Genomic DNA, 24,833 nt, shown 5'->3' on the forward strand with positions numbered 1-24,833 from the left:
CTAAGCTGCGGATTCACTATCCGTGCGGCGGAGCCGAGCATGTCCGAGTTGATTCTCCATCATTACCCAACGTCCCCTTTCTCTGAAAAGGCCCGTTTGCTGCTGGGTTTCAAGGGGCTGTCCTGGCGCTCGGTGAAGATCTCGCCGATCATGCCAAAACCTGATCTGACCGCCCTGACCGGTGGCTACCGAAAGACACCCGTATTGCAGATTGGCGCGGATATCTATTGCGACACGTCGCTGATTGCCCGTCGTCTGGAGCAGGAGAAAGCCTTGCCGGCGTTCTTCCCGGAAGGTCAGGAAATGATCGCCGCGACCTTCGCCGCCTGGGCCGATTCAGTGGTGTTCCAGCATGCCGTGAGCCTGGTGTTTCAACCGGAATCGATAGCGGTGCGTTTTGGCAGCCTGCCGCCGGAAGCGATCAAGGCGTTTCTGGCTGATCGCGCGGGACTCTTCAGCGGCGGCAGCGCGACAAAGTTATCCACCGAGCAAGCCCGTCACCAATGGCCGACCCTCATGGCACGCCTGGAGCAGCAGCTTCAACGCGAATAGGGCGACTTCCTGTTCGGCGAGCCGTCGATTGCCGACTTTGCGCTGGCCCATCCGTTGTGGTTTCTCAAGGCCACGCCCGTGACTTCACCCTTGGTGGATGCTTATCCGGCGGTGTCGGCGTGGTTTGGACGGGTGATGGGGTTCGGGCATGGTGCGTTCAGCGAGATGACCTCCGAGGCAGCGCTGGACGTTGCGCGACATGCCACACCGGCCGCGTTACCAGATGAGCAGTTCGATGAGCCGAACGGGTTTGAGGCTGGCCAGCAAGTGGTCATCGCGGCAACGGACTACGGCGTTGATCCGGTGGCGGGTGAGTTGCTGTTTGCGGGGCGAGAGGAATTGATTCTGCGTCGGGAAGACGAGCGGGGCGGTGTGGTGCATGTGCATTTTCCGCGGTTTGGGTTCCGCATCGAAGCGAAGTAGCCTGCTTCATGAATGGTTGCACTGGCTTGAACCTGTGGCGAGGGAGCTTGCTCCCGTTGGGCTGCGTAGCAGACCCAAACTCTTCGCGATGCCTGTTTTGTGAGTGCTGAGCACTCAAGCGGGAGCAAGCTCCCTCGCCACAGGGGTAGAGAGAGGCAATGGGTTACTTCAGGGCAGCGAGGATTTCGTCGGGGTCATAGCCGCGAATTAACGTCCCGTTCACATCGATCAACGGAATCCCGCGTCCACCCAGCGCCTCATAAGCCTTGCGTGCCTCGGCGTCTTTCTCGATATCAAATTCCTTGTACGGAATGCCTTTTTGATCGAGAAAGCGCCGGGTCAGTTTGCAGTAGCCACACCAATCGGTCGCATAGAGCACGACGCTGGCCTTGGCCTGGGTCTGCTCGGACACCACTTGGCTCGGATTGAACACCCGCTCGATCTTGCCCCAGTTCTGGTAAACCACGACCACCAGCAGGATCAGCAGGAATTTCTTCAGAATGCCGTTCAGCATCAGTTGCGTCGCTTGAGCTGATCGGTCAGCTGCGTCGGCAGGCCCTTGATAATCAGGGTGCCGGCCTCTTCGTCGTATTCGATCTTCGAGCCCAGCAGGTGCGCTTCGAAGCTGATGGACAGGCCTTCGGCGCGGCCGGTAAAGCGACGGAACTGGTTCAAGGTGCGCTTATCCGCCGGGATCTCCGGAGACAAGCCGTAATCCTTGTTGCGGATGTGATCGTAGAAGGCTTTCGGGCGCTCTTCGTCGATCAGTTCGGAGAGTTCTTCCAGGCCCATCGGTTCGCCGAGCTTGGCCTGGCTGCTGGCGTAGTCCACCAAGGTCTTGGTTTTCTCGCGGGCGGATTCTTCCGGCAAATCTTCGCTTTCAACGAAATCACTGAAGGCCTTGAGCAAGGTACGGGTTTCGCCCGGGCCGTCGACGCCTTCCTGGCAACCGATGAAGTCGCGGAAATACTCCGACACCTTTTTTCCGTTCTTGCCTTTGATGAACGAAATGTACTGCCTGGACTGCTTGTTGTTCTGCCACTCGGACACGTTGATCCGCGCGGCCAGGTGCAATTGGCCCAGATCGAGGTGTCGGGACGGGGTCACGTCCAGCTGATCGGTCACTGCAACGCCTTCACTGTGGTGCAGCAGCGCGATCGCCAGGTAATCGGTCATGCCCTGCTGGTAGTGCGCGAACAGCACGTGGCCGCCCACAGAGAGGTTCGACTCTTCCATCAGTTTTTGCAGGTGTTCCACCGCCACTCGGCTGAACGCCGTGAAATCCTTGCCGCCCTCGAGGTATTCCTTCAGCCAGCCGCTGAACGGATGCGCCCCGGACTCGGCATGGAAGAAACCCCAGGCCTTGCCTTGTTTGGCGTTGTAGCTCTCGTTGAGGTCGGCAAGCATGTTCTCGATGGCGCTCGACTCGGCCAGTTCCGAGTCGCGGGCGTGGAGAACTGCGGGTGTGCCGTCGGGTTTTTTGTCGATCAGGTGGACGATGCAATGACGGATCGGCATAGGCTTCTCGGCTGATTGAAGCGGCTGGTTGGAGAGAGCAGGGCAGGCTCCCGAAAAAGTGCCAAGTGTACCGCAACCACTGGTTTTGGCGCGGTTCGAAGGGTAATTCGCAGCCGTGCGACGGCCCTTATGCAGTTTTTTCCCGTTTTAGAGCAATAAAGCTGACCAAATGGGTAGCTAGAGGCGGATATTTCCCCGTCTCTGTGCTAGTTTTGCCCCGTCTTACGCGAAGTCACTGCGTTAAGCGTGCATTCAGCATTTGTCAGGTCGAACCAAACCCTGATTTCGGTATCTATAACCCCGATCCCGTGGTTATTGGCCGAGGGTGCCAGATCCAGAAGATCGGGCTCGATGGCTGACACTGCACTCTGCAATCCATATGAATTTGATAGGGAAGGAACACTACATGGCTCTTACTAAAGACCAACTGATCGCCGACATCGCTGAAGCTATCGACGCGCCAAAAACCACCGCGCGTAACGCTCTGGACCAACTGGGCCAAATCGTTGCCGATCAGCTGGAAAACGGCGGCGAAATCACTCTGCCAGGTATCGGCAAACTGAAAGTGACTGAGCGTCCAGCCCGTACCGGCCGTAACCCTTCGACTGGCGCTGCCATCGAAATCGCTGCCAAGAAAGTTATCAAGCTGGTTGTGGCCAAAGGCCTGACCGACGCTGTTAACAAGTAAGACGCAGTAAAAAAAGCCGTGCTCCGGAGCAATCCGGGCACGGCTTTTTTGTGCCATAAATTCTTCAATACCGCTAATCCCTGTGGGAGCGGGCTTGCCCGCGATGGCGGTGTATCAGTCGACTTTATTGGTGACTGACACACCGCCATCGCGAGCAAGCTCGCTCCCACAATTGGCCTGTGTTAGCCCTTGCGAGCCCAACGCTCGCGCCAGACCTGCTGCTCGGACTTGGTCTGGAAGGTCCACGCGACGAAGCGGCTTTGCTTCTGGCCCTGGGACATTTCCACGACCTGGCTTTCCAGAACACCGGCCTTTTTCAGCGCCGTCTGGATCGAAGGCAGGTTCGAAGCCTTCGACACCAGCGTGCTGAACCACAAGACTTTGTGCTGGAAGTGCGCACTCTCGGCGATCAACTGCGTCACAAAGCGTGCTTCGCCACCTTCACACCACAGTTCGGCCGACTGACCGCCAAAGTTCAGCACCGGCAGTTTGCGTTTAGGATCGGCGCGGCCCAGGGCGCGCCATTTACGCTCGCTGCCTTTGGTTGCTTCGTCCATCGAGGCATGGAACGGCGGGTTGCACATGGTCAGGTCAAAGCGTTCGCCGGGTTCGAGCAGGCCCAGCAGAATGTGCTTGGGATTGCTTTGCTGACGCAACTGGATGGCTTTGTTCAGCCCGTTGGATTGCACGATGGCTTTGGCCGCGGCCACCGCCGTCGGGTCGATTTCCGAGCCGAGGAAGTGCCAGCGGTAGTCGCTGTAGCCGATCAACGGATAGACGCAGTTGGCGCCCATGCCGATATCGAGCACCTTGACCGGCGCGCCACGAGGGATTTCGCCGTCGTTGACGCTGGCCAGCAGGTCGGCCAGGAAGTGCACGTAGTCGGCACGGCCCGGAACCGGTGGACAGAGGTAGTCGGCCGGGATGTCCCAATGGGCGATGCCATAGAACGATTTGAGCAACGCCCGGTTGAACACCCGCACCGCATCCGGGCTGGCGAAATCGATGCTTTCCTTGCCGTAAGGGTTGATGATCACGAACTTCGCCAGTTCCGGCGTGGTTTTGATCAGCGCCGGGAAGTCGTAGCGACCCTGGTGGCGATTGCGCGGGTGCAGGCTGGCCTTTTCACGCGGCTCAACGGCTTTGGCCGGGGTCGCGGAATCAGGCTTTTTACGCGCAGGGCGGGGTGTGCGGGGGGCGTTCATGGGTGTGGTCGATTCGGGTATGGCTGAAAGTGGCGGGTATTGTCCCACATTCCTTGCATTGAAAAGCTTTCCTGTGGGAGCTGGCTTGCCTGCGATGGCGGCCTGTCAGTCCACATAGTTGTTGTCTGACACTCCGTCATCGCGGGCAAGCCCGCTCCCACAGGGATTTTTGGTGTCTGGGAGAAAGCGTCGGGCATAAAAAAGGGAGGCCTCCAGGCCTCCCGTTTTCATTGCGATTCGCCGTTACAAACTGGCAATCCGCGCATGCTGCTCCGCCAACTTGCCCAAAGCCTGTTCAGCTTCAGCCAGTTTGGCGCGTTCTTTCTCGATGACTTCGGCCGGGGCCTTGTCGACGAAACCGGCATTGGACAGCTTGCCGCCCACCCGCTGAACTTCGCCCTGCAGACGCAGGATTTCCTTGTCCAGGCGTGCCAGTTCGGCGTCCTTGTCGATCAGGCCAGCCATCGGCACCAGCACTTCCATCTCGCCCACCAGTGCGGTGGCGGACAGCGGTGCTTCTTCGCCGGCAGCCAACACCGTGATCGATTCGAGACGCGCCAGCTTCTTCAGCAGGGCTTCGTTCTCGGTGAGACGACGCTGGTCTTCGGCGCTGACGTTCTTCAGGAACAGGTTCAGCGGCTTGCCCGGGCCAATGTTCATCTCGGCGCGAATGTTGCGCGTGCCGAGCATCAGCGTCTTCAGCCACTCAATGTCATCTTCGGCGCCCTGATCGATGCGCTCTTCGTTGGCCACTGGCCAAGGTTGCAGCATGATCGTCTTGCCTTCGATACCGGCCAGCGGCGCGACGCGCTGCCAGATTTCTTCGGTGATGAACGGCATGAACGGATGCGCCAGGCGCAGCGCGACTTCCAATACCCGAACCAGGGTGCGGCGGGTGCCACGCTGACGTTCAACCGGGGCGTTTTCGTCCCACAGCACAGGCTTGGACAGTTCCAGGTACCAGTCGCAATACTGGTTCCAGATGAACTCGTACAAAGCTTGCGCGGCCAGATCGAAGCGGAACTGATCGAGTTGACGGGTCACTTCGGCTTCGGTGCGTTGCAGCTGCGAGATGATCCAGCGATCCGCCAGGGACAACTCGTAAGCCTCGCCGTTCTGGCCGCAGTCTTCGCCCTTGTCCAGTACGTAGCGCGCGGCGTTCCAGATCTTGTTGCAGAAGTTGCGATAGCCTTCGACGCGGCCCATGTCGAACTTGATGTCGCGGCCGGTGGACGCCAGCGAGCAGAAAGTGAAGCGCAGGGCGTCGGTGCCGTAGCTGGCGATGCCGTCGGCGAACTCGTCGCGGGTCTGCTTCTCGATCTTCTTCGCCAGTTTCGGCTGCATCATGCCGGAGGTGCGTTTCTGCACCAGCTCTTCGAGCTCGATACCGTCGATGATGTCCAGCGGGTCCAGGACGTTGCCCTTGGACTTGGACATCTTCTGGCCCTGGCCGTCGCGGACCAGACCGTGAACATAAACGGTCTTGAACGGAACCTGCGGCGTGCCGTCTTCGTTCTTCACCAGGTGCATGGTGAGCATGATCATCCGGGCAACCCAGAAGAAAATGATGTCGAAGCCAGTCACCAGCACGTCGGTGGAATGGAATTTCTTCAGGAATTCGGTCTGTTCAGGCCAGCCGAGTGTGGAGAACGTCCACAGGCCCGAACTGAACCAGGTGTCGAGAACGTCGTTATCCTGTTGCAGTGCAACGTCCGGGCCGAGGTTGTTCTTGGCACGTACTTCGGCTTCGTCGCGGCCGACATAGACTTTGCCCGACTCGTCGTACCAGGCCGGAATCCGGTGGCCCCACCACAGCTGACGGCTGATGCACCAGTCCTGGATGTCGCGCATCCACGAGAAGTACATGTTTTCGTATTGTTTCGGCACGAAGGCGATGCGGCCGTCTTCAACGGCAGCGATGGCTGGCTCGGCCAACGGCTTGGTCGACACATACCACTGGTCGGTCAGCCACGGCTCGATAACGGTCCCGGAACGGTCGCCTTTCGGCACTTTCAGGTTGTGATCGTCGATGCTGACCAGCAAGCCGGCGGCATCGAAGGCCGCCACAATCTGCTTGCGCGCTTCGAAACGGTCCAGGCCGGCGTATTCGGCCGGTAGCGTGCCGTCGATGCTTTCGTTAAGCGTGCCGTCGAGGTTGAACACCTGACAGGCCGGCAGTACGGCGGCGTTCTTGTCGAAGATGTTCAGCAGCGGCAGGTTGTGGCGCTTGCCGACTTCGTAGTCGTTGAAATCGTGGGCCGGGGTGATTTTCACGCAGCCGGTGCCGAATTCAGGATCGCAGTAATCGTCGGCGATGATCGGGATGCGGCGGCCGACCAGCGGCAGCTCGACAAATTTGCCGATCAGGGCTTTGTAGCGTTCGTCGTTCGGGTTAACCGCGACGGCGGCGTCGCCGAGCATGGTTTCCGGGCGAGTGGTCGCGACGATCAGGTAATCGTTGCCGTCAGCGGTCTTGGCGCCGTCGGCCAGCGGGTACTTCAGGTTCCACAGGAAACCTTTCTCGTCGTGGTTCTCCACTTCGAGGTCGGAAATCGCCGTGTGCAACTTGGTGTCCCAGTTGACCAGGCGCTTGCCGCGATAGATCAGGCCGTCTTCGTGCAAACGAACGAAGGCTTCTTTAACCGCTTCCGATAGACCGTCGTCCATGGTGAAGCGCTCGCGGCTCCAGTCGACGGACGAGCCGAGGCGGCGGATCTGACGGCTGATGTTGCCGCCGGATTGATCCTTCCACTCCCAGACTTTCTCGAGGAATTTTTCCCGGCCCAGGTCGTGGCGATTCTGGCCTTGGGCTTCGAGTTGGCGCTCCACCAGCATTTGCGTGGCGATACCGGCGTGGTCGGTGCCCGGCTGCCACAGGGTGTTGCGACCCTGCATGCGGCGGAAACGGATCAGGGCGTCCATGATCGCGTTGTTGAAGCCGTGACCCATGTGCAGGCTGCCGGTGACGTTCGGCGGCGGGATCATGATGGTGTAGGACTCGCCCGCGCCTTGCGGGGCGAAGTAATTCTCAGACTCCCAGGTGTTGTACCAGGAAGTTTCAATGGCGTGCGGCTGGTAGGTCTTATCCATGCGCGGCGGGACCCTATTGGCATTAATTCAGGAAAAGCCGACGAGTATAGCGGGGCATGGGGCGGAGGGCGAGCAGGGGCGGACAGGGCGCTGTATCAAATACAGCGCTGATCTACTGTGGGAGCGAGCTTGCTCGCGATGGCGGTCGGTCAGTCAACATAGATGTTGAATGTTATGGCCTCATCGCGAGCAAGCTCGCTCCCACAGGGATTGGGGGGGGGCTGTTTATTCGTACTGGCTGAGCAACCGTTCCATCCGCGCATCCAGCCGGCGCTTGATCTCGGTTTCAATGTGCGGGGCGAAGTCATCGATCACGTCTTGCATGATCAACAGCGCTGCCGCGCGCAGTTCGCTGTCCAGGTGCAGCAAGGCGTCGGGGCCTTTGCTGGCTGCGGGGGCCGGTTGCGCGGCCGGGGCAGGCGGTGTCGGTTCGACGGTCTGCGGTGCAGCGCTGACGGAGTCGAACAACATCGGAATCTGTTCCTGTTCGTCTTCATTGACCGTGTCGGTCAGCAAGGGCGGTTGCAGGTTGTCATCGCCGAGCAGTTGGCGGATCGACTCGAGGTCGTCCAGCAGGTGCGCGGACGTTTGTTGCGGTTTTGGAGTGTCCATCGGAATGCTCAGAGTCGCTGTAAACGGTGATCTTGCAGAGGATAGCCCTGTTCGCGGTAGAAACGGAAACTCTCCCGCGCCGCCGCACGAATCGTCGGATCTTCCACCACCACTTCCGCTACGCGGGCGAACTTGTTGGCAAAGGTCGGGACTTTCAGGTCAAGGTTGACCAGCAGATCCTGATGCTGACCGCAGTCATCGCCAAGACCCAGGACAATCAAGCTATCCGGCTCACTTTCCGCAGGACCGTGAGGCACGAAGCTTTCGCCCTTGAAGGCCCACAAACGCGCGTCGAGATCCACACGTTGGGCAGCATCGCTGCAATGCAGGTAAATGCGGTGGCCCATGCGCCAGGCTTTTTCGGTGAGCTTGCAGGCGAAATCCAGCCGTGCCGACGGATCGGCGCTGGGCAGGATATAGAAGTCGACTTTGGTCATTGCGGTTCCTGAGCCCGGGGCTGCGTTACTCGAAAGCAACGCAGCCCGAGGTCATCGGTTTCAGGCTTTGGCGCGGTCCAGCAGGTATTGGGTCAGCAACGGAACCGGACGGCCAGTGGCGCCCTTGTCCTTGCCGCCGCTGGTCCATGCGGTGCCGGCGATGTCCAGGTGCGCCCAGTTCAGGTTCTTGGTGAAGCGCGACAGGAAGCAGGCGGCGGTGATGGTGCCGGCTTTCGGGCCGCCAATGTTGGCGATGTCGGCGAACGGGCTGTCCAGCTGCTCTTGGTACTCATCGAACAGCGGCAGTTGCCAGGCGCGGTCGTCGGCAGCCTTGCCGGCGCTCAGCAGTTGACCGATCAGCTCGTCGTTGTTGCCCAGCAGGCCGGAGGTGTGCGCACCCAGTGCAACGACGCAAGCGCCGGTCAGGGTGGCGATGTCGATCACGGCTTGCGGCTTGAAGCGCTCGGAGTAGGTCAGGGCATCGCACAGCACCAGACGGCCTTCGGCGTCGGTGTTGAGGATTTCCACAGTCTGGCCGCTCATGGTGGTGACGATATCGCCCGGACGCGAAGCATTGCCGCTCGGCATGTTCTCGGCGCAGGCCAGGATGCACACCAGGTTGATCGGCAGTTTCAGCTCGAGCACGGCACGCAGGGTGCCGAACACGCTGGCTGCGCCGCCCATGTCGTACTTCATTTCATCCATGCCCAGACCAGGCTTGAGGCTGATGCCGCCGGTGTCGAACGTGATGCCTTTGCCGACCAGTGCGTAAGGCTTCTCGGATTTCTTGCCGCCGTTGTATTGCATGACGATCAGGCGCGGTGGCTGGGCGCTGCCCTGGCCCACGGCGTAGAACGAGCCCATGCCCAGGTCCTTGATCTTCTTCTCATCGAGGACTTCGACTTTCAGGCTCTTGAACTCTTTACCCAGGCTCTTGGCTTGTTCGCCGAGGAACGTCGGGTGGCAAATGTTCGGTGGCAGGTTGCCCAGGTTGCGGGTGAACGCCATGCCGTTGGCGATTGCAGTGGCGTGGGCCACGGCGCGCTCGACTTCAGCCTGTGCAGCCTTGATGGTCACCAGGGTGATTTTTTTCAGGGCGCGAGGTTCGGCTTTCTGGCTCTTGAACTGGTCGAAGGTGTATTCGCCATCCACCAGGGTTTCGGCCAGCAGGCGGGTCTTGCCGTAGCTGTCGCGGCCTTTGACCACGATTTCGTCCAGCGCCAGCACGGCGTCGGTGCCGCCCAGGCCTTTAAGGGTGTTGAGGACGCCGGCGATGATCTTGCGGAATGGGCGGTCGCCCAGCTCTTCGTCCTTGCCGACGCCGACCAGCAGAACGCGTTCGGCCTTGAGGTTCGGCAGGCTGTGCAGCAACAGGCTCTGGCCGACTTTGCCGGCCAGGTCGCCGCGCTTGAGTACAGCGCTGATAGCGCCGCCGCTCAGTTCGTCGAGTTGTCTAGCAGCGGCGCCGAGCTTGCGGCCTTCGCCGACGGCGACCACCAGAGTGGCGGTCTTCAACGTTTCTGGGCTAACGCTCTTTACAACCAGTTCCATGTCCGGGTCCCTGAATGAATGGTCAACGTGCGCGGGCAAAACGGCGGCGCACAGACGCTTGCTTATAGATAGAAAGACGCAGGTCACGGCCCGCGACAAAGGCCGCAGTTTGAACCTCGCTCCCTGCGCCTGACAACCCTCGGTTGTACGATCTTCAACGCATTACCCGCCTGCTTGAGCATGTGCAGTGACAGGCGCACCCAATCACAGGATAATGCGCCAACTTTTTCGGCGGCTCTGCCCTGCGGGCTGTCTGATACGTTTGCTTGTTTGGCCGCCTTAGCCTGACAACCCTGGAGTGTCTGGTTTGATTGTCTTCCGTTATCTGTCCCGCGAAGTCCTGTTGACCTTGAGCGCCGTCAGCGCCGTGCTGCTGGTCATCATCATGAGCGGGCGCTTCATCAAATACCTTGCCCAGGCGGCCTCGGGCCTGCTGGATCCGGGCTCCCTGTTCCTGATCATGGGCTTTCGTCTGCCGGGTTTCCTGCAACTGATCCTGCCGCTGGGCCTGTTTCTCGGGATCCTGCTGGCCTACGGTCGCCTGTACCTTGAAAGCGAAATGACCGTGTTGTCGGCCACCGGCATGAGCCAGCAACGTCTGTTTGCCATGACGCTGTTTCCGGCCACGCTGGTTGCGCTGGTCGTGGCCTGGCTGAGTCTGAGCCTGGCGCCACAAGGTGCCAATCAGTTCCAGTTGCTGCTGAACAAGCAGGATGCACTGACCGAGTTCGATACCCTGGAGCCGGGTCGCTTCCAGGCCTTGCGCGACGGCACCCGGGTGACCTACACCGAGCAGCTGTCGGATGACCGCATCAATCTGGGCGGTGTGTTCATTTCGCAAAAGAACATCAGTTCCGACAAGAAAGATCGCGGGATTTCCGTGCTGGTGGCCGAAAAGGGCCGTCAGGAAATCCGCCCTGACGGCAATCGTTACCTGATTCTCGATAACGGCTACCGCTACGACGGTAACCCGGGACAGGCCGACTACCGGGCGATCAAGTACGAGGAGTACGGCGTATTGCTGCCCAAGCCGGACGTCAGCGACGAAGTCACCGACCGCGATGCAATGACCACCCGTTCCTTGATAGGCAGCGATGACATTCGTTCGCGCACTGAACTGCAATGGCGCCTGTCCCTGCCGTTGCTGGTGTTCATCGTGACCTTGATGGCGGTGCCGCTGTCGCGGGTCAATCCACGCCAGGGCCGTTTCCTCAAATTGCTGCCGGCGATTCTTCTTTATATGGCTTACCTGAGCATCCTGATTGCCGCGCGCGGCGCCCTCGAAAAAGGCAAGATCCCGCCGGCGCTGGGGTTGTGGTGGGTTCACGGGATTTTCCTGGCTATTGGCCTGGGCTTGCTCTATTGGGAACCGTTACGCTTGAAGATGGCGAGTCGCCGCAGTGCGCTGGAGGTGGCCCGTGGTTAAGCTCGATCGCTACATTGGTAGCAGCGTATTCGTAGCTATCCTGGCGGTGCTGGGGATTATCCTTGGCCTGGCGACCCTGTTTGCCTTCATTGATGAGATGAGTGACGTCAGCGATACCTACACCTTGATGGACGTCTTGAGCTACGTCTTGCTGACCGCGCCCCGTCGTTTGTACGACATGTTGCCGATGGCGGCACTGATTGGTTGCCTGATCGGCCTTGGCAGCCTGGCCAGTCACAGCGAACTGACGATCATGCGCGCCGCCGGTGTGTCGGTCGGCCGGATCGTCTGGGCCGTCATGAAGCCGATGCTGGTATTGATGGTGGTGGGGGTGCTGATCGGCGAATACGTCGCGCCGGCCACCGAAGTCACCGCTCAGGCCAACCGTTCCCTGGCTCAGGGTGGCGGCGACGCGCAGAGCGCCAAGCATGGTTTGTGGCATCGCCAGGGTGACGAGTTTATTCACGTCAACTCTGTGCAACCGAACGGTCTGCTGTACGGCGTCACCCGTTATCGTTTCGACAATGAACGTCATATGCTGTCGTCCAGCTTCGCCAAGCGGGCGAAGTTCGAGCAGGATCACTGGCAGTTGAGCGACGTGACTACCACGCTGTTCCATGAAAAGAGCACCGAAGTGGTCACCACCCCGGTCGAACGTTGGGATGTGGCCTTGAGTCCGCAACTGCTGAGCACGGTGGTGATGTCGCCTGACACGCTGTCGATCAGCGGTCTGTGGGGTTACATCCACTACCTGGCTGACCAGGGCCTGAGCAACGGCCGTTACTGGCTGGCATTTTGGGTCAAGGTGTTGCAGCCGCTGGTGACCGCCGCGCTGGTACTGATGGCGATTTCCTTCATCTTCGGGCCGTTGCGCTCGGTGACCCTTGGTCAGCGGGTCTTCACTGGCGTGCTGGTCGGCTTCACTTTCCGCATCGTCCAGGATTTGCTGGGGCCTTCGAGCCTGGTGTTCGGTTTCTCGCCGCTGTTTGCGGTGCTGGTTCCGGCGGGTGTCTGTGCCCTGGCCGGTGTATGGCTGTTGCGCCGAGCCGGCTGATCCGGGGTTTTCCCGACCTCGCTGATGATAAAAAACGCCCCTGTCGCAAGACCGGGGCGTTTTTGTAGGTGCCGTCTGACCTGCGAACGTGACGCTTGCGTCGTGGATCAGGTACAATTCCCGGCTATTTTTCGGCGGGCTATGCCTGCAGCCTTTTTGAGTGTTGATCCGTGAGTGATTTGAGTCATATCCGCAATTTCTCCATCATCGCCCACATTGACCATGGCAAGTCGACGCTGGCCGATCGCTTCATCCAGATGTGCGGCGGCCTTGCCGAGCGCGAAATGGAAGCCCAGGTGCTGGACTCCATGGACCTGGAACGTGAACGCGGGATCACCATCAAGGCCCACAGCGTCACCCTTTATTACACCGCTCGCGATGGCATCAAGTACCAGCTGAACTTCATTGACACCCCGGGCCACGTTGACTTCACCTACGAAGTCAGCCGGTCGCTGGCGGCCTGTGAAGGTGCGTTGCTGGTGGTCGATGCCGGTCAGGGCGTTGAAGCGCAGTCTGTTGCCAACTGCTACACGGCGATCGAGCAGGGCCTGGAAGTCATGCCGGTCCTGAACAAGATCGACCTGCCGCAGGCCGATCCAGACCGCGTCAAAGAAGAAATCGAAAAAATCATCGGCATCGATGCCACCGATGCGGTCGAGTGCAGTGCCAAGACTGGCCTGGGCGTCGACGAAGTGCTCGAACGCCTGGTTCACACTATTCCTGCGCCGACCGGCAACTACGAAGATCCGCTGCAAGCGTTGATCATCGACTCCTGGTTCGACAACTACCTGGGCGTTGTTTCCCTGGTACGTGTGCGTCACGGTCGTGTGAGGAAGGGCGACAAGATCCTGGTCAAATCCACCGGCAAGATCCACCTGGTGGACAGCGTCGGTGTCTTCAACCCGAAACACACCGCCACCGTTGACCTGAAAGCCGGCGAAGTGGGCTTTATCATTGCCGGCATCAAGGACATTCACGGTGCACCGGTCGGTGACACCCTGACTTTGAGCTCCACGCCAGACGTTGACGTGCTGCCGGGTTTCAAACGTATTCAGCCGCAGGTCTACGCCGGTCTGTTTCCGGTCAGCTCCGACGACTTCGAAGATTTCCGTGAAGCCCTGCAAAAGCTCACGCTCAACGACTCGTCCCTGCAGTACACCCCGGAAAGCTCCGACGCCTTGGGCTTCGGCTTCCGTTGCGGGTTCCTCGGCATGCTGCACATGGAAATCATCCAGGAGCGCCTGGAGCGCGAGTACGACCTGGACCTGATCACCACGGCGCCGACAGTAATTTTCGAGCTGTTGCTGAAAACCGGTGAAACGATTTACGTCGATAACCCGTCGAAGCTTCCAGACCTGTCCTCGATCGAAGACATGCGTGAACCGATCGTGCGCGCCAATATTCTTGTGCCGCAAGAGCACCTGGGCAACGTCATTACCCTGTGCATCGAAAAGCGTGGCGTGCAGCACGACATGCTGTTCCTCGGTACGCAGGTCCAGGTGACCTACGATTTGCCGATGAACGAAGTGGTCCTCGACTTCTTCGACCGTCTGAAATCCACCAGCCGCGGCTATGCTTCGCTGGATTACCATTTCGATCGTTATCAGTCGGCTAATCTGGTGAAACTGGATGTGCTGATCAACGGTGACAAGGTCGACGCCCTGGCGCTGATCGTGCACAAGGATAACGCGCACTACAAAGGTCGCCAGTTGACCGAGAAGATGAAAGAACTGATTCCGCGCCAGATGTTCGACGTCGCGATCCAGGCCGCCATTGGCGGGCAGATCATTGCGCGGACCTCCGTCAAGGCACTCAGAAAGAACGTATTGGCCAAATGCTACGGCGGTGACGTTAGCCGTAAGAAAAAACTGCTTGAAAAGCAAAAGGCCGGTAAAAAACGCATGAAGCAAGTCGGCAACGTGGAAATTCCACAAGAAGCCTTCCTTGCGGTGCTCAGGTTGGATAGTTAGGTCCTATGTCACTAAATTTCCCGCTGTTGCTGGTCATCGCCGTGTTCGTCTGCGGCCTGTTGGCGTTGCTCGATCTGCTGTTCCTGGCGCCTCGGCGCCGGGCTGCCATCAACTCCTATCAGGGGAGCGTCAGCCAGGCTGACATGGTAGTCGTCGAGAAACTGAACAAAGAGCCGCTGCTGGTCGAATACGGCAAGTCGTTCTTCCCGGTGTTGTTCATCGTGCTGGTGCTGCGTTCGTTCCTGGTGGAACCGTTCCAGATTCCTTCCGGCTCGATGAAACCGACCCTGGACGTCGGCGACTTCATTCTGGTGAGCAAGTTTTCTTACGGGATCCGCTTGCCGGTGATCGACAAGAAAGTCATCGAAGTCGGTGATCCGCAGCGCGGCGATGTGATGGTGTTCCGTTACCCGAGCGATCCGAACGTCAACTACATCAAGCGTGTGGTGGGCCTGCCGGGTGACCAGATTCGTTACACCGCCGACAAGCGTCTGTTCGTCAACGGCGAATCGATTGCCGAACAACTGGTCGGCTCCGAGCCGGGTACGCTGGGCAGTGCCGAGCTCTACAAGGAAAAACTCGGTGTCGCCGAGCACCTGATCCGCAAGGAAATGAGCCGCTATCGCGCATCGCCGGACCGTTCGTGGACCGTGCCGGCCGGGCACTACTTCATGATGGGCGACAACCGCGACAACTCCAACGACAGTCGCTATTGGGACGATCCGAGCATTCCCAAGGATCTGCTGGGCATGGTTCCCGACAAGAATATCGTCGGCAAGGCCTTCGCAGTCTGGATGAGCTGGCCGGAACCCAAACTCAGTCACCTGCCGAATTTCTCGCGGGTTGGCCTGATCAAGTAATCACACACGGCGCTGTTGAACACAGCGCCGAATGCATTTCTGGAGTCGACACAATCGGCGCCGAAAGCATGAAAACACTGATATTCAGGACGTAATTTTTGAACACAGCGTTAATTGTCCCAAGCCTGCGCCGCATCACGGCCATGGCGGTGGAATCCAGCCACGAACTCAGCGTGGGTAAACCGTGAGCGTCTCCTTAAGCCGTCTAGAGCGTCAGCTCGGCTACACCTTCAAGGATCAGGAACTGATGGTCCTGGCCCTGACTCACCGCAGCTTTGCCGGGCGCAACAACGAACGCCTGGAATTCCTCGGTGATGCCATCCTCAACTTCGTCGCTGGCGAGGCGCTGTTCGATCGCTTCCCGCTGGCTCGCGAAGGCCAGTTGTCGCGTTTGCGCGCACGTCTGGTGAAAGGTGAGACGCTGGCCGTACTGGCCCGCGGTTTCGATCTGGGCGAATACCTGCGACTGGGCTCCGGTGAGTTGAAAAGCGGCGGGTTCCGTCGCGAGTCGATTCTGGCCGATGCCCTCGAAGCGCTGATTGGTGCGATCTACCTGGACGCCGGCATGGACATGGCGCGCGAGCGCGTGCTGGCCTGGCTGGCCGGTGAGTTCGAAGGCCTGACGCTGGTCGACACCAACAAAGATCCAAAAACCCGCCTGCAGGAATTCCTGCAATCGCGTGGTTGCGAGCTGCCGCGTTACGAAGTGGTGGATATCCAGGGTGAGCCGCATTGCCGGACGTTCTTCGTCGAATGTGAAATCACCTTACTGAATGAAAAAAGCCGAGGTCAGGGTGTGAGTCGTCGTATTGCCGAACAGGTAGCGGCCGCCGCAGCACTGATTGCCCTGGGTGTGGAGAATGGCAATGACTGATTCAACTGCAACTCGCTGTGGCTATGTTGCCATCGTCGGCCGTCCCAACGTGGGCAAGTCCACGCTGCTGAACCACATCCTGGGTCAGAAACTGGCGATCACCTCGCGCAAGCCGCAAACCACCCGCCACAACATGCTGGGCATCAAGACCGAAGGCGCGATCCAGGCTGTCTACGTCGACACCCCGGGCATGCACAAGGGCGGCGAAAAGGCTCTGAACCGTTACATGAACAAGACCGCTTCGGCGGCGTTGAAAGACGTCGACGTGGTGATCTTCGTGGTGGATCGCACCAAGTGGACCGACGAAGACCAGATGGTCCTCGAGCGCGTCCAGTACGTGACCGGCCCGCTGATCGTGGCGCTGAACAAGACCGATCGCATCGAAGACAAAGCCGAACTGATGCCGCACCTGAGCTGGTTGCAGGAACAGCTGCCGAACGCGCAGATCATGCCGATCTCGGCCCAGCACGGGCACAACCTCGAAGCACTGGAGCGGGTGATTGCCGGTTACCTGCCGGAAAACGATCACTTCTTCCCGGAAGACCAGATCACCGACCGCAGCAGCCGCTTCCTTGCCGCAGAACTGGTGCGCGAGAAAATCATGCGCCAGATGGGCGCCGAGCTGCCGTACCAGATCACCGTCGAAATCGAAGAGTTCAAGCAGCAGGGCAAAACCCTGCACATCCATGCCTTGATCCTCGTCGAGCGTGACGGCCAGAAGAAAATCATCATTGGTGACAAGGGCGAGCGCATCAAGCGCATCGGCACCGAGGCGCGCAAGGATATGGAATTGCTGTTCGACTCCAAGATCATGCTTAACCTGTGGGTGAAAGTGAAAGGCGGCTGGTCCGATGACGAGCGCGCTCTGCGTTCGCTGGGTTACGGCGACCTGTAAACCCGACCTGAGCTTCACCGCAGAACCCTGTGGGAGCGGGCTTGCCCGCGATGAGGATGTAACATTCAGCAGAGATGTTGGATGTAAGTCCGCCATCGCGGGCAAGCCCGCTCCCACATTGGTTTTTGTTGTTTGTAAAACTGCGCACTTTCTTCGAGACCCCTGACTTCCATGTCCCAAACCCCACCAATCGGCCAACCCGCCTACGTCCTCCACTCCCGCGCCTACCGCGAAAGCAGCGCATTGGTGGACTTCCTCACGCCGCAAGGTCGGCTGCGGGCGGTGTTGCGCAGTGCGCGGGGCAAGGCGGGGACATTGGCGCGGCCATTTGTGCCGCTGGAAGTGGAGTTTCGGGGGCGGGGTGAGCTGAAGAACGTTGGGCGAATGGAAGCGGGCGGTGTTTCAACCTGGCTCAACGGCGAGGCCTTGTTCAGCGGCCTCTATCTCAACGAACTGCTGATCCGCCTGCTGCCCGCCGAAGACCCGCATCCTGGCGTGTTTGATCACTACGCCGCGACGTTGCTCGCGCTGGCCGAAGGCCGACCGCTGGAACCGCTGTTGCGATCCTTCGAGTGGCGCCTGCTCGACGACCTCGGTTACGGTTTCGCCCTGACCACCGACATCCACGGCGAGCCCATCGCCCCGGACGGACTGTACCGTTTGCAAGTGGATGCTGGCCTGGAACAGGTCTATCTGCTGCAACCCGGTCTGTTCAACGGTACCGAGCTGTTGGCCATGTCTGAGGCTGACTGGACCGCGCCGGGCGCGTTGTCCGCCGCCAAGCGTCTGATGCGTCAGGCATTGGCTGTTCACCTGGGCGGTCGTCCGCTGGTCAGTCGCGAGCTGTTTCGCAAGCCGTAGTCTCCCCGTATGCTGTGCGCCGAATCTTTAAATTCAGGAGCGCTTCCGTGACCACCAGCAATCGCATTCTTCTTGGCGTAAACATCGACCACGTGGCCACCCTGCGCCAGGCCAGGGGCACTCGTTACCCGGATCCGGTCAAGGCCGCACTGGACGCGGAAGAGGCGGGCGCTGACGGCATCACTGTGCATTTGCGCGAAGACCGCCGGCACATCCAGGAACGCGACGTGCTGTTGCTCAAGGACGTGCTGCAAACCCGCATGAATTTCGAAATGGGCGTCACTGAAGAAATGATGGTGTTCGCCGAGCGCATCCGCCCGGCGCACATTTGCCTGGTCCCGGAAACCCGTCAGGAACTGACCACCGAAGGTGGTTTGGACGTTGCAGGGCAAGAAGCGCGGATCAAAGCCGCCGTGGATCGCTTGTCGAAGATCGGCTGCGAAGTGTCGCTGTTCATCGACGCTGATGAGCGGCAGATTGAAGCGTCCCGTCGCGTTGGCGCGCCGGCTATCGAACTGCACACCGGGCGTTACGCCGATGCAGAGACGCCGACTGACGTGGCTGAAGAACTCAAGCGTGTGGCGGATGGCGTAGCGTTTGGCCTGGCTCAGGGGCTGATCGTCAATGCCGGCCACGGCCTGCACTATCACAACGTTGAAGCAGTGGCCGCGATCAAGGGCATCAACGAACTGAACATCGGCCATGCGCTGGTGGCCCATGCGTTGTTTGTCGGGTTCAAGTCGGCGGTATCGGAGATGAAAGCACTAATCCTGGCCGCCGCAAAAGCCTAAACCCGAACACAAAACCCTGTGGGAGCGAGCTTGCTCGCGATAGCGGTGTATCAGTCAAAGATTATGTCGACTGACACACCGCTATCGCGAGCAAGCTCGCTCCCACATTTTTTGATTGGGGCGGTTGTTAAAGCTGCGGGGTTTCCTGATTCGGCTTGGTCTTGTCGACCCCCGGCACATGCAGGTTGCCTTCCGCCACCTGATTGCCTTCAAGCTGTGGCTGCGTGACCCACGTCAGGATGTCGTAGTAACGACGGATGTTCGCCACGAAGTGCACCGGCTCGCCGCCCCGGGCGTAGCCATAACGCGTCTTGCTGTACCACTTTTTCTCTGACAGCCGCGGCAGGATCTTCTTCACGTCCAGCCACTTGTCCGGGTTCAGGCCTTCTTTCGCCGCCAGTTTGCGCGCGTCATCCAGATGGCCGCTGCCGACGTTGTAGGCCGCCAGTGCAAACCAGGTGCGATCCGGCTCCTGGATCGATTCGTCCAGCTGATCCTTCATGTAGGCCAGGTATTTGGCGCCGCCCATGATGCTTTGCTTGGGGTCGAGGCGATTGGAGACGCCCATGGCCTGCGCGGTGTTCTGGGTCAGCATCATCAGCCCGCGAACGCCGGTCTTGGACGTGACCGCCGCTTGCCATAACGACTCCTGGTAACCGACGGCCGCCAGCAGGCGCCAATCGACTTTCTCTTTCTTGGCGTAGGCCTTGAAGTGTTGCTCGTACTTGGGCAGGCGTTGCTGCAAGTGCTGGGCGAAGGTGGTGGCGCCCATGTAACCCAGTACGTCGACGTGCCCGTAATAGCGGTCTTTGAGACGTTGCAAGGTACCGTTTTTCTTCACCTTGTCGAGGTAGGCATTGATCTCGTTGAGCAGGCTGTTGTCGTCGCCAGCGGCCACCGCCCAACTCTGGTTGCTGGCATCACCGAGGTCGAAGGCCACTTGTATGTTGGGGAAGTAGACCTGGTTCATCGCGACTTCATTTGAATCGACCAGGGTCAGGTCGATCTGACCTTCATCGACCATCCGCAGCAAGTCGACGACTTCAACCGCGTCGGATTCTTCGTATTCAATGCCGGGATATTTCTTTTTCAGTTCCGCCAACTGTTCGGCGTGTGTGCTGCCCTTGAGCACCATGATCTTCTTGCCAACCAGGTCGCCCGCGTCGGTCGGCCGCGATTTACCGTTGCGGTAGATGATCTGTGGCGTGACTTCAAGATAGGAGTGGGAAAACCGCACCTGCTGTTTGCGTTTCTCGCTGCTGACCAGACCGGCAGCAGCCAGCACCGGGCCGTTAGGCTTGCCCACCTGATTGAACAGGTCGTCGAGGTTGTCGGCGGTCTCGATTTTGAGTTCCACCCCCAGATCGTCGGCGAAGCGCTTCACCAGCTCGTATTCGAAGCCGGTTTCACCGTTGCGATCCTGAAAGTAGGTGGCGGGGCTGTTTCGGGTAACCACCCGCAGCACGCCATCCTCCTTTACGCGCTCCAGCGTGTTGGGTTTATCAACACAGCCACTGAGCACCAGGAAGAGTCCGGTTGCGATCAGCCATTTGGCGAACCGCGGACGCAAAGCCGTTGGGGAAAACATCTGCGCAGTATACGCAAAGGACCACGAGCGCCATATCTCGACAGCGAAGGGCTTGTCTGCTAGGCAGCGTAAAACCCGCTTGGAGCCCGCAGGAATGGGCCCGAACGGTAATTTGTGACATAAAAAATAACCCTCGGCGTATCGCTGTTTAAGGTCCAAATGCCCGGCCCGACGTTCGGGTGCGCCCGCGCGCACCGTTTCGGGTGATGTCGCGGGCGGTTTAGGCTAGAATGCACGGCCTCAAAGCACACCCCTTCCCGAGGCTGTCCCGAAGATGTTGATCCTGCGCGGCGCTCCTGCCCTTTCTGCCTTTCGCCACAGCAAACTCCTTGAGCAACTGAGCCAGAAGGTCCCGGCTGTCAGCGGCTTGTATGCTGAATTCGCTCACTTCGCCGAAGTTACCGGCGTCCTGACCGGCGACGAACAGCAGGTGCTCGCGCGCCTTCTGAAGTACGGCCCAAGTGTTCCGGTACAAGAGCCGACCGGTCGTCTGTTCCTGGTGTTGCCACGTTTCGGCACCATCTCGCCGTGGTCCAGCAAGGCCAGCGACATCGCTCGCAACTGCGGCCTGAGCAAGATCCAGCGCCTGGAACGCGGCATCGCGTTCTACGTCGCCGGCCAGTTCAGTGACGCCGACGCGCAACTGATCTCCGATGCCTTGCACGATCGCATGACCCAGATCGTCCTCGGCAACCTCGAACAAGCCGCCGGCCTGTTCAGCCACGCCGAGCCGAAACCGCTGACCGCGATCGACGTCCTGGGTGGCGGCCGCGGCGCGCTGGAAAAAGCCAACACCGAGCTGGGCCTGGCCCTGGCCGAAGACGAGATCGACTACCTGGTCAACGCCTTCGTCGGCTTGAAGCGCAACCCGCACGACATCGAATTGATGATGTTCGCCCAGGCGAACTCCGAGCACTGCCGTCACAAGATCTTCAACGCCAGTTGGGACATCGACGGGCAGAGCCAGGAAAAAAGCCTGTTCGGCATGATCAAGAACACCTACGTGATGCACAGCGAAGGCGTTCTGTCGGCTTATAAGGACAACGCTTCGGTGATCGTCGGCAACGTCGCCGGCCGTTTCTTCCCGGACCCTGAAACCCGCCAGTACGGCGCGGTGCAGGAACCGGTGCACATCCTGATGAAAGTCGAAACCCACAACCACCCGACCGCGATTGCCCCGTTCCCGGGCGCATCCACCGGCAGTGGCGGCGAGATTCGCGACGAAGGTGCTACCGGTCGTGGCGCCAAGCCAAAGGCTGGCCTGACCGGTTTCACCGTGTCCAACCTGCAGATCCCGGGCTTCGAACAGCCGTGGGAAGTGCCGTATGGCAAGCCTGAGCGCATTGTCACCGCGCTGGACATCATGATCGAAGGCCCACTGGGTGGCGCGGCGTTCAACAACGAATTCGGTCGTCCGGCCCTGACCGGCTACTTCCGTACCTTCGAACAGTCGATCACCACCCCCCGTGGCGATGAAGTTCGCGGTTACCACAAGCCGATCATGCTGGCCGGCGGCATGGGTAACATCCGTGCCGAACACGTACAGAAAGGCGAGATCACCGTCGGCTCCAAGCTGATCGTGCTGGGCGGCCCGGCGATGTTGATCGGCCTGGGCGGCGGCGCGGCTTCCTCCATGGCCACCGGCACCAGCTCGGCCGACCTGGATTTCGCTTCGGTACAGCGCGAAAACCCGGAAATGGAACGTCGCTGCCAGGAAGTCATCGACCGTTGCTGGCAACTGGGCGACAAAAACCCGATCAGCTTCATCCACGACGTCGGCGCGGGCGGTCTGTCCAACGCCTTCCCGGAATTGGTCAACGATGGCAACCGTGGCGGTCGCTTTGAACTGCGCAACATTCCAAATGACGAGCCGGGCATGGCCCCGCACGAAATCTGGAGTAACGAATCCCAGGAACGCTACGTTCTGGCGGTCGGCCCGGCTGACTTCGAACGCTTCCAGGCGATCTGCGAACGCGAGCGCTGCCCGTTCGCCGTGGTTGGCGAAGCCACTGCCGAGCCGCAACTGACGGTCACCGACAGCCACTTCGGCAACAGCCCGGTGGACATGCCGCTTGAAGTGCTGCTGGGCAAAGCCCCGCGCATGCACCGTTCGGCCGTTCGTGAAAACGAGCTGGGCGACGATTTCGATCCGTCGACACTGGAAATTGCTGACTGCGTCGAGCGCGTCCTGCATCACCCGGCTGTTGCAAGCAAAAGCTTCCTGATCACCATCGGTGACCGCACCATCACCGGCCTCGTGGCCCGTGACCAAATGGTCGGCCCGTGGCAGGTTCCGGTGGCCGACGTTGCCGTCACCGCTACCAGCTTCGACGTGTACACCGGTGAAGCCATGGCCATGGGCGAGCGCACTCCGCTGGCTCTGCTGGACGCTCCGGCGTCGGGCCGCATGGCCATCGGCGAAACCCTGACCAACATCGCCGCTTCGCGCATCAACAAGATTTCCGACATCAAGTTGTCGGCGAACTGGATGTCTGCTGCCGGTCACCCGGGTGAAGACGCGCGTCTGTACGACACCGTGAAAGCGGTCGGCATGGAACTGTGCCCGGAGCTGGGCATTACCATTCCGGTGGGCAAGGACTCCATGTCCATGGCCACGCGCTGGAACGACGAAGGCGTCGACAAGACCGTGACCTCGCCGATGTCCCTGATCGTGACCGGTTTCGCGCCAGTGGCTGACATCCGTCAGACCCTGACCCCGGAACTGCGCATGGACAAGGGCACCACTGACCTGATCCTGATCGATCTGGGCCGTGGCCAGAACCGCATGGGCGCCTCGATCCTGGCCCAGGTTCACGGCAAGCTCGGTTCGCAAGCGCCGGACGTCGACGATGCCGAAGACCTGAAAGCTTTCTTCGCCGTGATTCAGGGCCTCAATGCCGACGGTCACCTGCTGGCTTACCACGACCGTTCCGACGGTGGTCTGCTGACCAGCACCGTTGAAATGGCCTTCGCTGGCCACTGCGGCCTGAGCCTGAACCTCGACGGTCTGGCTGAAACCTCCGCCGACATCGCCGCGATCCTGTTCAACGAAGAACTGGGCGCTGTGATCCAGGTTCGCCAGGACGCCACGCCGGACATCCTCGCGCAGTTCAGCGCTGCCGGTCTGGGCGAGTGCGTGTCGGTGATCGGTCAGCCGATGAACAACGGCCAGATCAACATCACCTTCAACGGCGAAACCGTGTTCGAAGGTCAGCGTCGTTTGCTGCAACGTCAGTGGGCTGAAACCAGCTACCAGATCCAGCGCCTGCGTGACAACGCCGACTGCGCCGAACAAGAGTTCGACGTGCTGCTGGAAGAAGACAACCCGGGCCTGAGCGTCAAGCTGAGCTACGACGTCAACCAGGACGTCGCCGCGCCTTACATCAAGAAAGGCATCCGCCCACAGGTTGCCGTGCTGCGTGAGCAGGGCGTCAACGGTCAGGTGGAAATGGCGGCCGCGTTCGACCGCGCCGGTTTCAACGCGATCGACGTGCACATGAGCGACATTCTGGCCGGCCGTGTCGACCTGAACGACTTCAAGGGCATGGTCGCTTGCGGCGGTTTCTCCTACGGCGACGTACTGGGTGCCGGTGAAGGCTGGGCCAAGTCCGCGCTGTTCAACAGCCGTGCTCGCGATGCGTTCCAGGGGTTCTTCGAGCGTACCGACAGCTTCACCCTCGGCGTGTGCAACGGTTGCCAGATGATGTCCAACCTGCACGAACTGATCCCGGGCAGCGAATTCTGGCCGCACTTCGTGCGCAACCGTTCCGAGCAGTTCGAAGCGCGGGTGGCGATGGTTCAGGTCCAGGAGTCGAACTCGATCTTCCTGCAGGGCATGGCCGGTTCGCGCATGCCGATCGCCATCGCTCACGGTGAAGGTCATGCCGAGTTCGCCAGCGAAGAAGCGTTGCTGGAAGCCGATCTGTCCGGTTGCGTGGCGATGCGTTTCGTCGACAACCACGGCAAGGTCACGGAAAACTACCCGGCCAACCCGAACGGCTCGCCGCGCGGGATCACCGGTTTGACCAGCCGCGACGGTCGCGTAACGATCATGATGCCGCACCCGGAACGCGTGTTCCGCGCCGTGCAGAACTCGTGGCGTTCGGAGGACTGGAACGAAGACGCACCTTGGATGCGTATGTTCCGTAACGCGCGCGTCTGGGTGAACTAAGGGCTGTGTACAAGCTCAGCTTTTTTGTTCCGGCCAGTCATGTCGAGTTGGTCAAGAGCGCTGTGTTCGCTGCCGGTGGCGGGCGGATCGGTGCTTACGACCATTGCGCGTGGCAAGTACTCGGCCTCGGTCAGTTTCGCCCGTTGGACGGCAGTCAGCCGTTTATTGGGGAAGCGGGGCAGGTTGAACAGGTCGAGGAGTGGAAGGTTGAGCTTGTTGTGGCGGATGAGTTGATTCGTTCTGTGGTGATGGCTCTGAAGCAGAGTC

General features: G+C 60.1%; 19 protein-coding genes and 1 pseudogene. 12 read left to right on the forward strand and 8 right to left on the reverse strand.

Going from position 1 to position 24,833, the window contains the following annotated elements:
• Positions 1–39: 39 nt before the first annotated feature.
• Positions 40–975: pseudogene (locus K0F88_RS17100) on the forward strand (glutathione S-transferase family protein).
• 163 nt (positions 976–1,138) lie between these two features.
• Here K0F88_RS17100 and K0F88_RS17105 read toward each other — a convergent pair.
• Positions 1,139–1,489, reverse strand: coding sequence for a glutaredoxin family protein (locus K0F88_RS17105; protein ID WP_094468978.1), 351 nt, complete (start codon positions 1,487–1,489; stop codon positions 1,139–1,141).
• A complete protein-coding gene (gene yejK, locus K0F88_RS17110; RefSeq protein WP_219095810.1) occupies positions 1,489–2,493 on the reverse strand; it encodes a nucleoid-associated protein YejK in 1,005 nt (334 codons plus the stop codon). The genes K0F88_RS17105 and yejK overlap by 1 nt, the downstream gene beginning before the upstream one ends.
• A 406-nt stretch (positions 2,494–2,899) precedes the next feature.
• Here yejK and K0F88_RS17115 point away from each other — a divergent pair, with 406 nt between their 5' ends.
• A complete protein-coding gene (locus K0F88_RS17115; protein WP_007905514.1) occupies positions 2,900–3,181 on the forward strand; it encodes an HU family DNA-binding protein in 282 nt (93 codons plus the stop codon).
• A 182-nt stretch (positions 3,182–3,363) separates the two neighbouring features.
• On the opposite strand, the gene rlmF is transcribed toward K0F88_RS17115, so the two are convergent.
• The 5 genes from rlmF to K0F88_RS17140 form a co-directional block, all read right to left on the reverse strand.
• Positions 3,364–4,386: a 23S rRNA (adenine(1618)-N(6))-methyltransferase RlmF gene (gene rlmF, locus K0F88_RS17120; protein WP_219095811.1), complete on the reverse strand. Its 1,023-nt coding sequence runs from the start codon at positions 4,384–4,386 to the stop codon at positions 3,364–3,366.
• Positions 4,387–4,629: 243 nt separating this feature from the next.
• Positions 4,630–7,476, reverse strand: coding sequence for a valine--tRNA ligase (locus K0F88_RS17125; protein WP_219095812.1), 2,847 nt, complete (start codon positions 7,474–7,476; stop codon positions 4,630–4,632).
• 225 nt (positions 7,477–7,701) lie between these two features.
• On the reverse strand, positions 7,702–8,088 hold the full coding sequence (locus K0F88_RS17130; RefSeq protein ID WP_219095813.1) for a DNA polymerase III subunit chi: 387 nt from the start codon (positions 8,086–8,088) through the stop codon (positions 7,702–7,704).
• A gap of 8 nt (positions 8,089–8,096) precedes the next feature.
• Entirely contained in the window at positions 8,097–8,525 is a 429-nt protein-coding gene (locus K0F88_RS17135; RefSeq protein ID WP_219095814.1) for a DNA polymerase III subunit chi, read from the reverse strand.
• A gap of 60 nt (positions 8,526–8,585) precedes the next feature.
• On the reverse strand, positions 8,586–10,076 hold the full coding sequence (locus tag K0F88_RS17140; protein WP_219095815.1) for a leucyl aminopeptidase: 1,491 nt from the start codon (positions 10,074–10,076) through the stop codon (positions 8,586–8,588).
• Positions 10,077–10,383: 307 nt separating this feature from the next.
• Here K0F88_RS17140 and lptF point away from each other — a divergent pair, with 307 nt between their 5' ends.
• From lptF to pdxJ, 8 genes are all read left to right on the forward strand, one after another.
• Positions 10,384–11,502 (forward strand): LPS export ABC transporter permease LptF, encoded by a 1,119-nt coding sequence (lptF, locus tag K0F88_RS17145; protein ID WP_219095816.1) that lies wholly within the window; start codon positions 10,384–10,386, stop codon positions 11,500–11,502.
• Positions 11,495–12,556 carry an LPS export ABC transporter permease LptG gene (gene lptG, locus K0F88_RS17150; protein ID WP_219095817.1) on the forward strand — a complete coding sequence of 354 codons (1,062 nt, stop codon included), beginning with the start codon at positions 11,495–11,497 and terminating at the stop codon, positions 12,554–12,556. Before lptF ends, lptG begins: the two co-directional genes overlap by 8 nt.
• 170 nt (positions 12,557–12,726) lie before the next feature.
• Positions 12,727–14,526 carry a translation elongation factor 4 gene (lepA, locus tag K0F88_RS17155; RefSeq protein ID WP_219095818.1) on the forward strand — a complete coding sequence of 600 codons (1,800 nt, stop codon included), beginning with the start codon at positions 12,727–12,729 and terminating at the stop codon, positions 14,524–14,526.
• Between the two features lie 5 nt (positions 14,527–14,531).
• Positions 14,532–15,386, forward strand: coding sequence for a signal peptidase I (gene lepB / locus K0F88_RS17160; RefSeq protein WP_219095819.1), 855 nt, complete (start codon positions 14,532–14,534; stop codon positions 15,384–15,386).
• Between the two features lie 184 nt (positions 15,387–15,570).
• Positions 15,571–16,260, forward strand: a complete 690-nt coding sequence (rnc, locus tag K0F88_RS17165) for a ribonuclease III (protein ID WP_010463056.1) — start codon at positions 15,571–15,573, stop codon at positions 16,258–16,260.
• Positions 16,253–17,155 carry a GTPase Era gene (gene era / locus K0F88_RS17170; RefSeq protein ID WP_010463054.1) on the forward strand — a complete coding sequence of 301 codons (903 nt, stop codon included), beginning with the start codon at positions 16,253–16,255 and terminating at the stop codon, positions 17,153–17,155. The genes rnc and era overlap by 8 nt, the downstream gene beginning before the upstream one ends.
• Before the next feature lie 171 nt (positions 17,156–17,326).
• Positions 17,327–18,016: a DNA repair protein RecO gene (gene recO, locus K0F88_RS17175; protein WP_219095820.1), complete on the forward strand. Its 690-nt coding sequence runs from the start codon at positions 17,327–17,329 to the stop codon at positions 18,014–18,016.
• A 47-nt stretch (positions 18,017–18,063) separates the two neighbouring features.
• Positions 18,064–18,807, forward strand: a complete 744-nt coding sequence (gene pdxJ, locus K0F88_RS17180) for a pyridoxine 5'-phosphate synthase (protein WP_219095821.1) — start codon at positions 18,064–18,066, stop codon at positions 18,805–18,807.
• 127 nt (positions 18,808–18,934) lie between these two features.
• Here pdxJ and mltF read toward each other — a convergent pair whose 3' ends face one another.
• Complete coding sequence (mltF, locus tag K0F88_RS17185; RefSeq protein ID WP_219095822.1) at positions 18,935–20,395, reverse strand: membrane-bound lytic murein transglycosylase MltF; 1,461 nt, start codon at positions 20,393–20,395, stop codon at positions 18,935–18,937.
• Between the two features lie 274 nt (positions 20,396–20,669).
• Here mltF and purL point away from each other — a divergent pair, with 274 nt between their 5' ends.
• Together purL and K0F88_RS17195 are read left to right on the forward strand one after the other, a co-directional pair.
• On the forward strand, positions 20,670–24,566 hold the full coding sequence (gene purL / locus K0F88_RS17190; RefSeq protein ID WP_219095823.1) for a phosphoribosylformylglycinamidine synthase: 3,897 nt from the start codon (positions 20,670–20,672) through the stop codon (positions 24,564–24,566).
• A gap of 5 nt (positions 24,567–24,571) precedes the next feature.
• Positions 24,572–24,833, forward strand: a 262-nt coding sequence (locus K0F88_RS17195) for an NGG1p interacting factor NIF3 (RefSeq protein WP_219095824.1), incomplete at its 3' end; no start/stop codon positions are given.

The organism is Pseudomonas sp. UMAB-40 (genome assembly GCF_900095275.1).
GTDB classification, from domain to species: domain Bacteria; phylum Pseudomonadota; class Gammaproteobacteria; order Pseudomonadales; family Pseudomonadaceae; genus Aquipseudomonas; species Aquipseudomonas mandelii_B.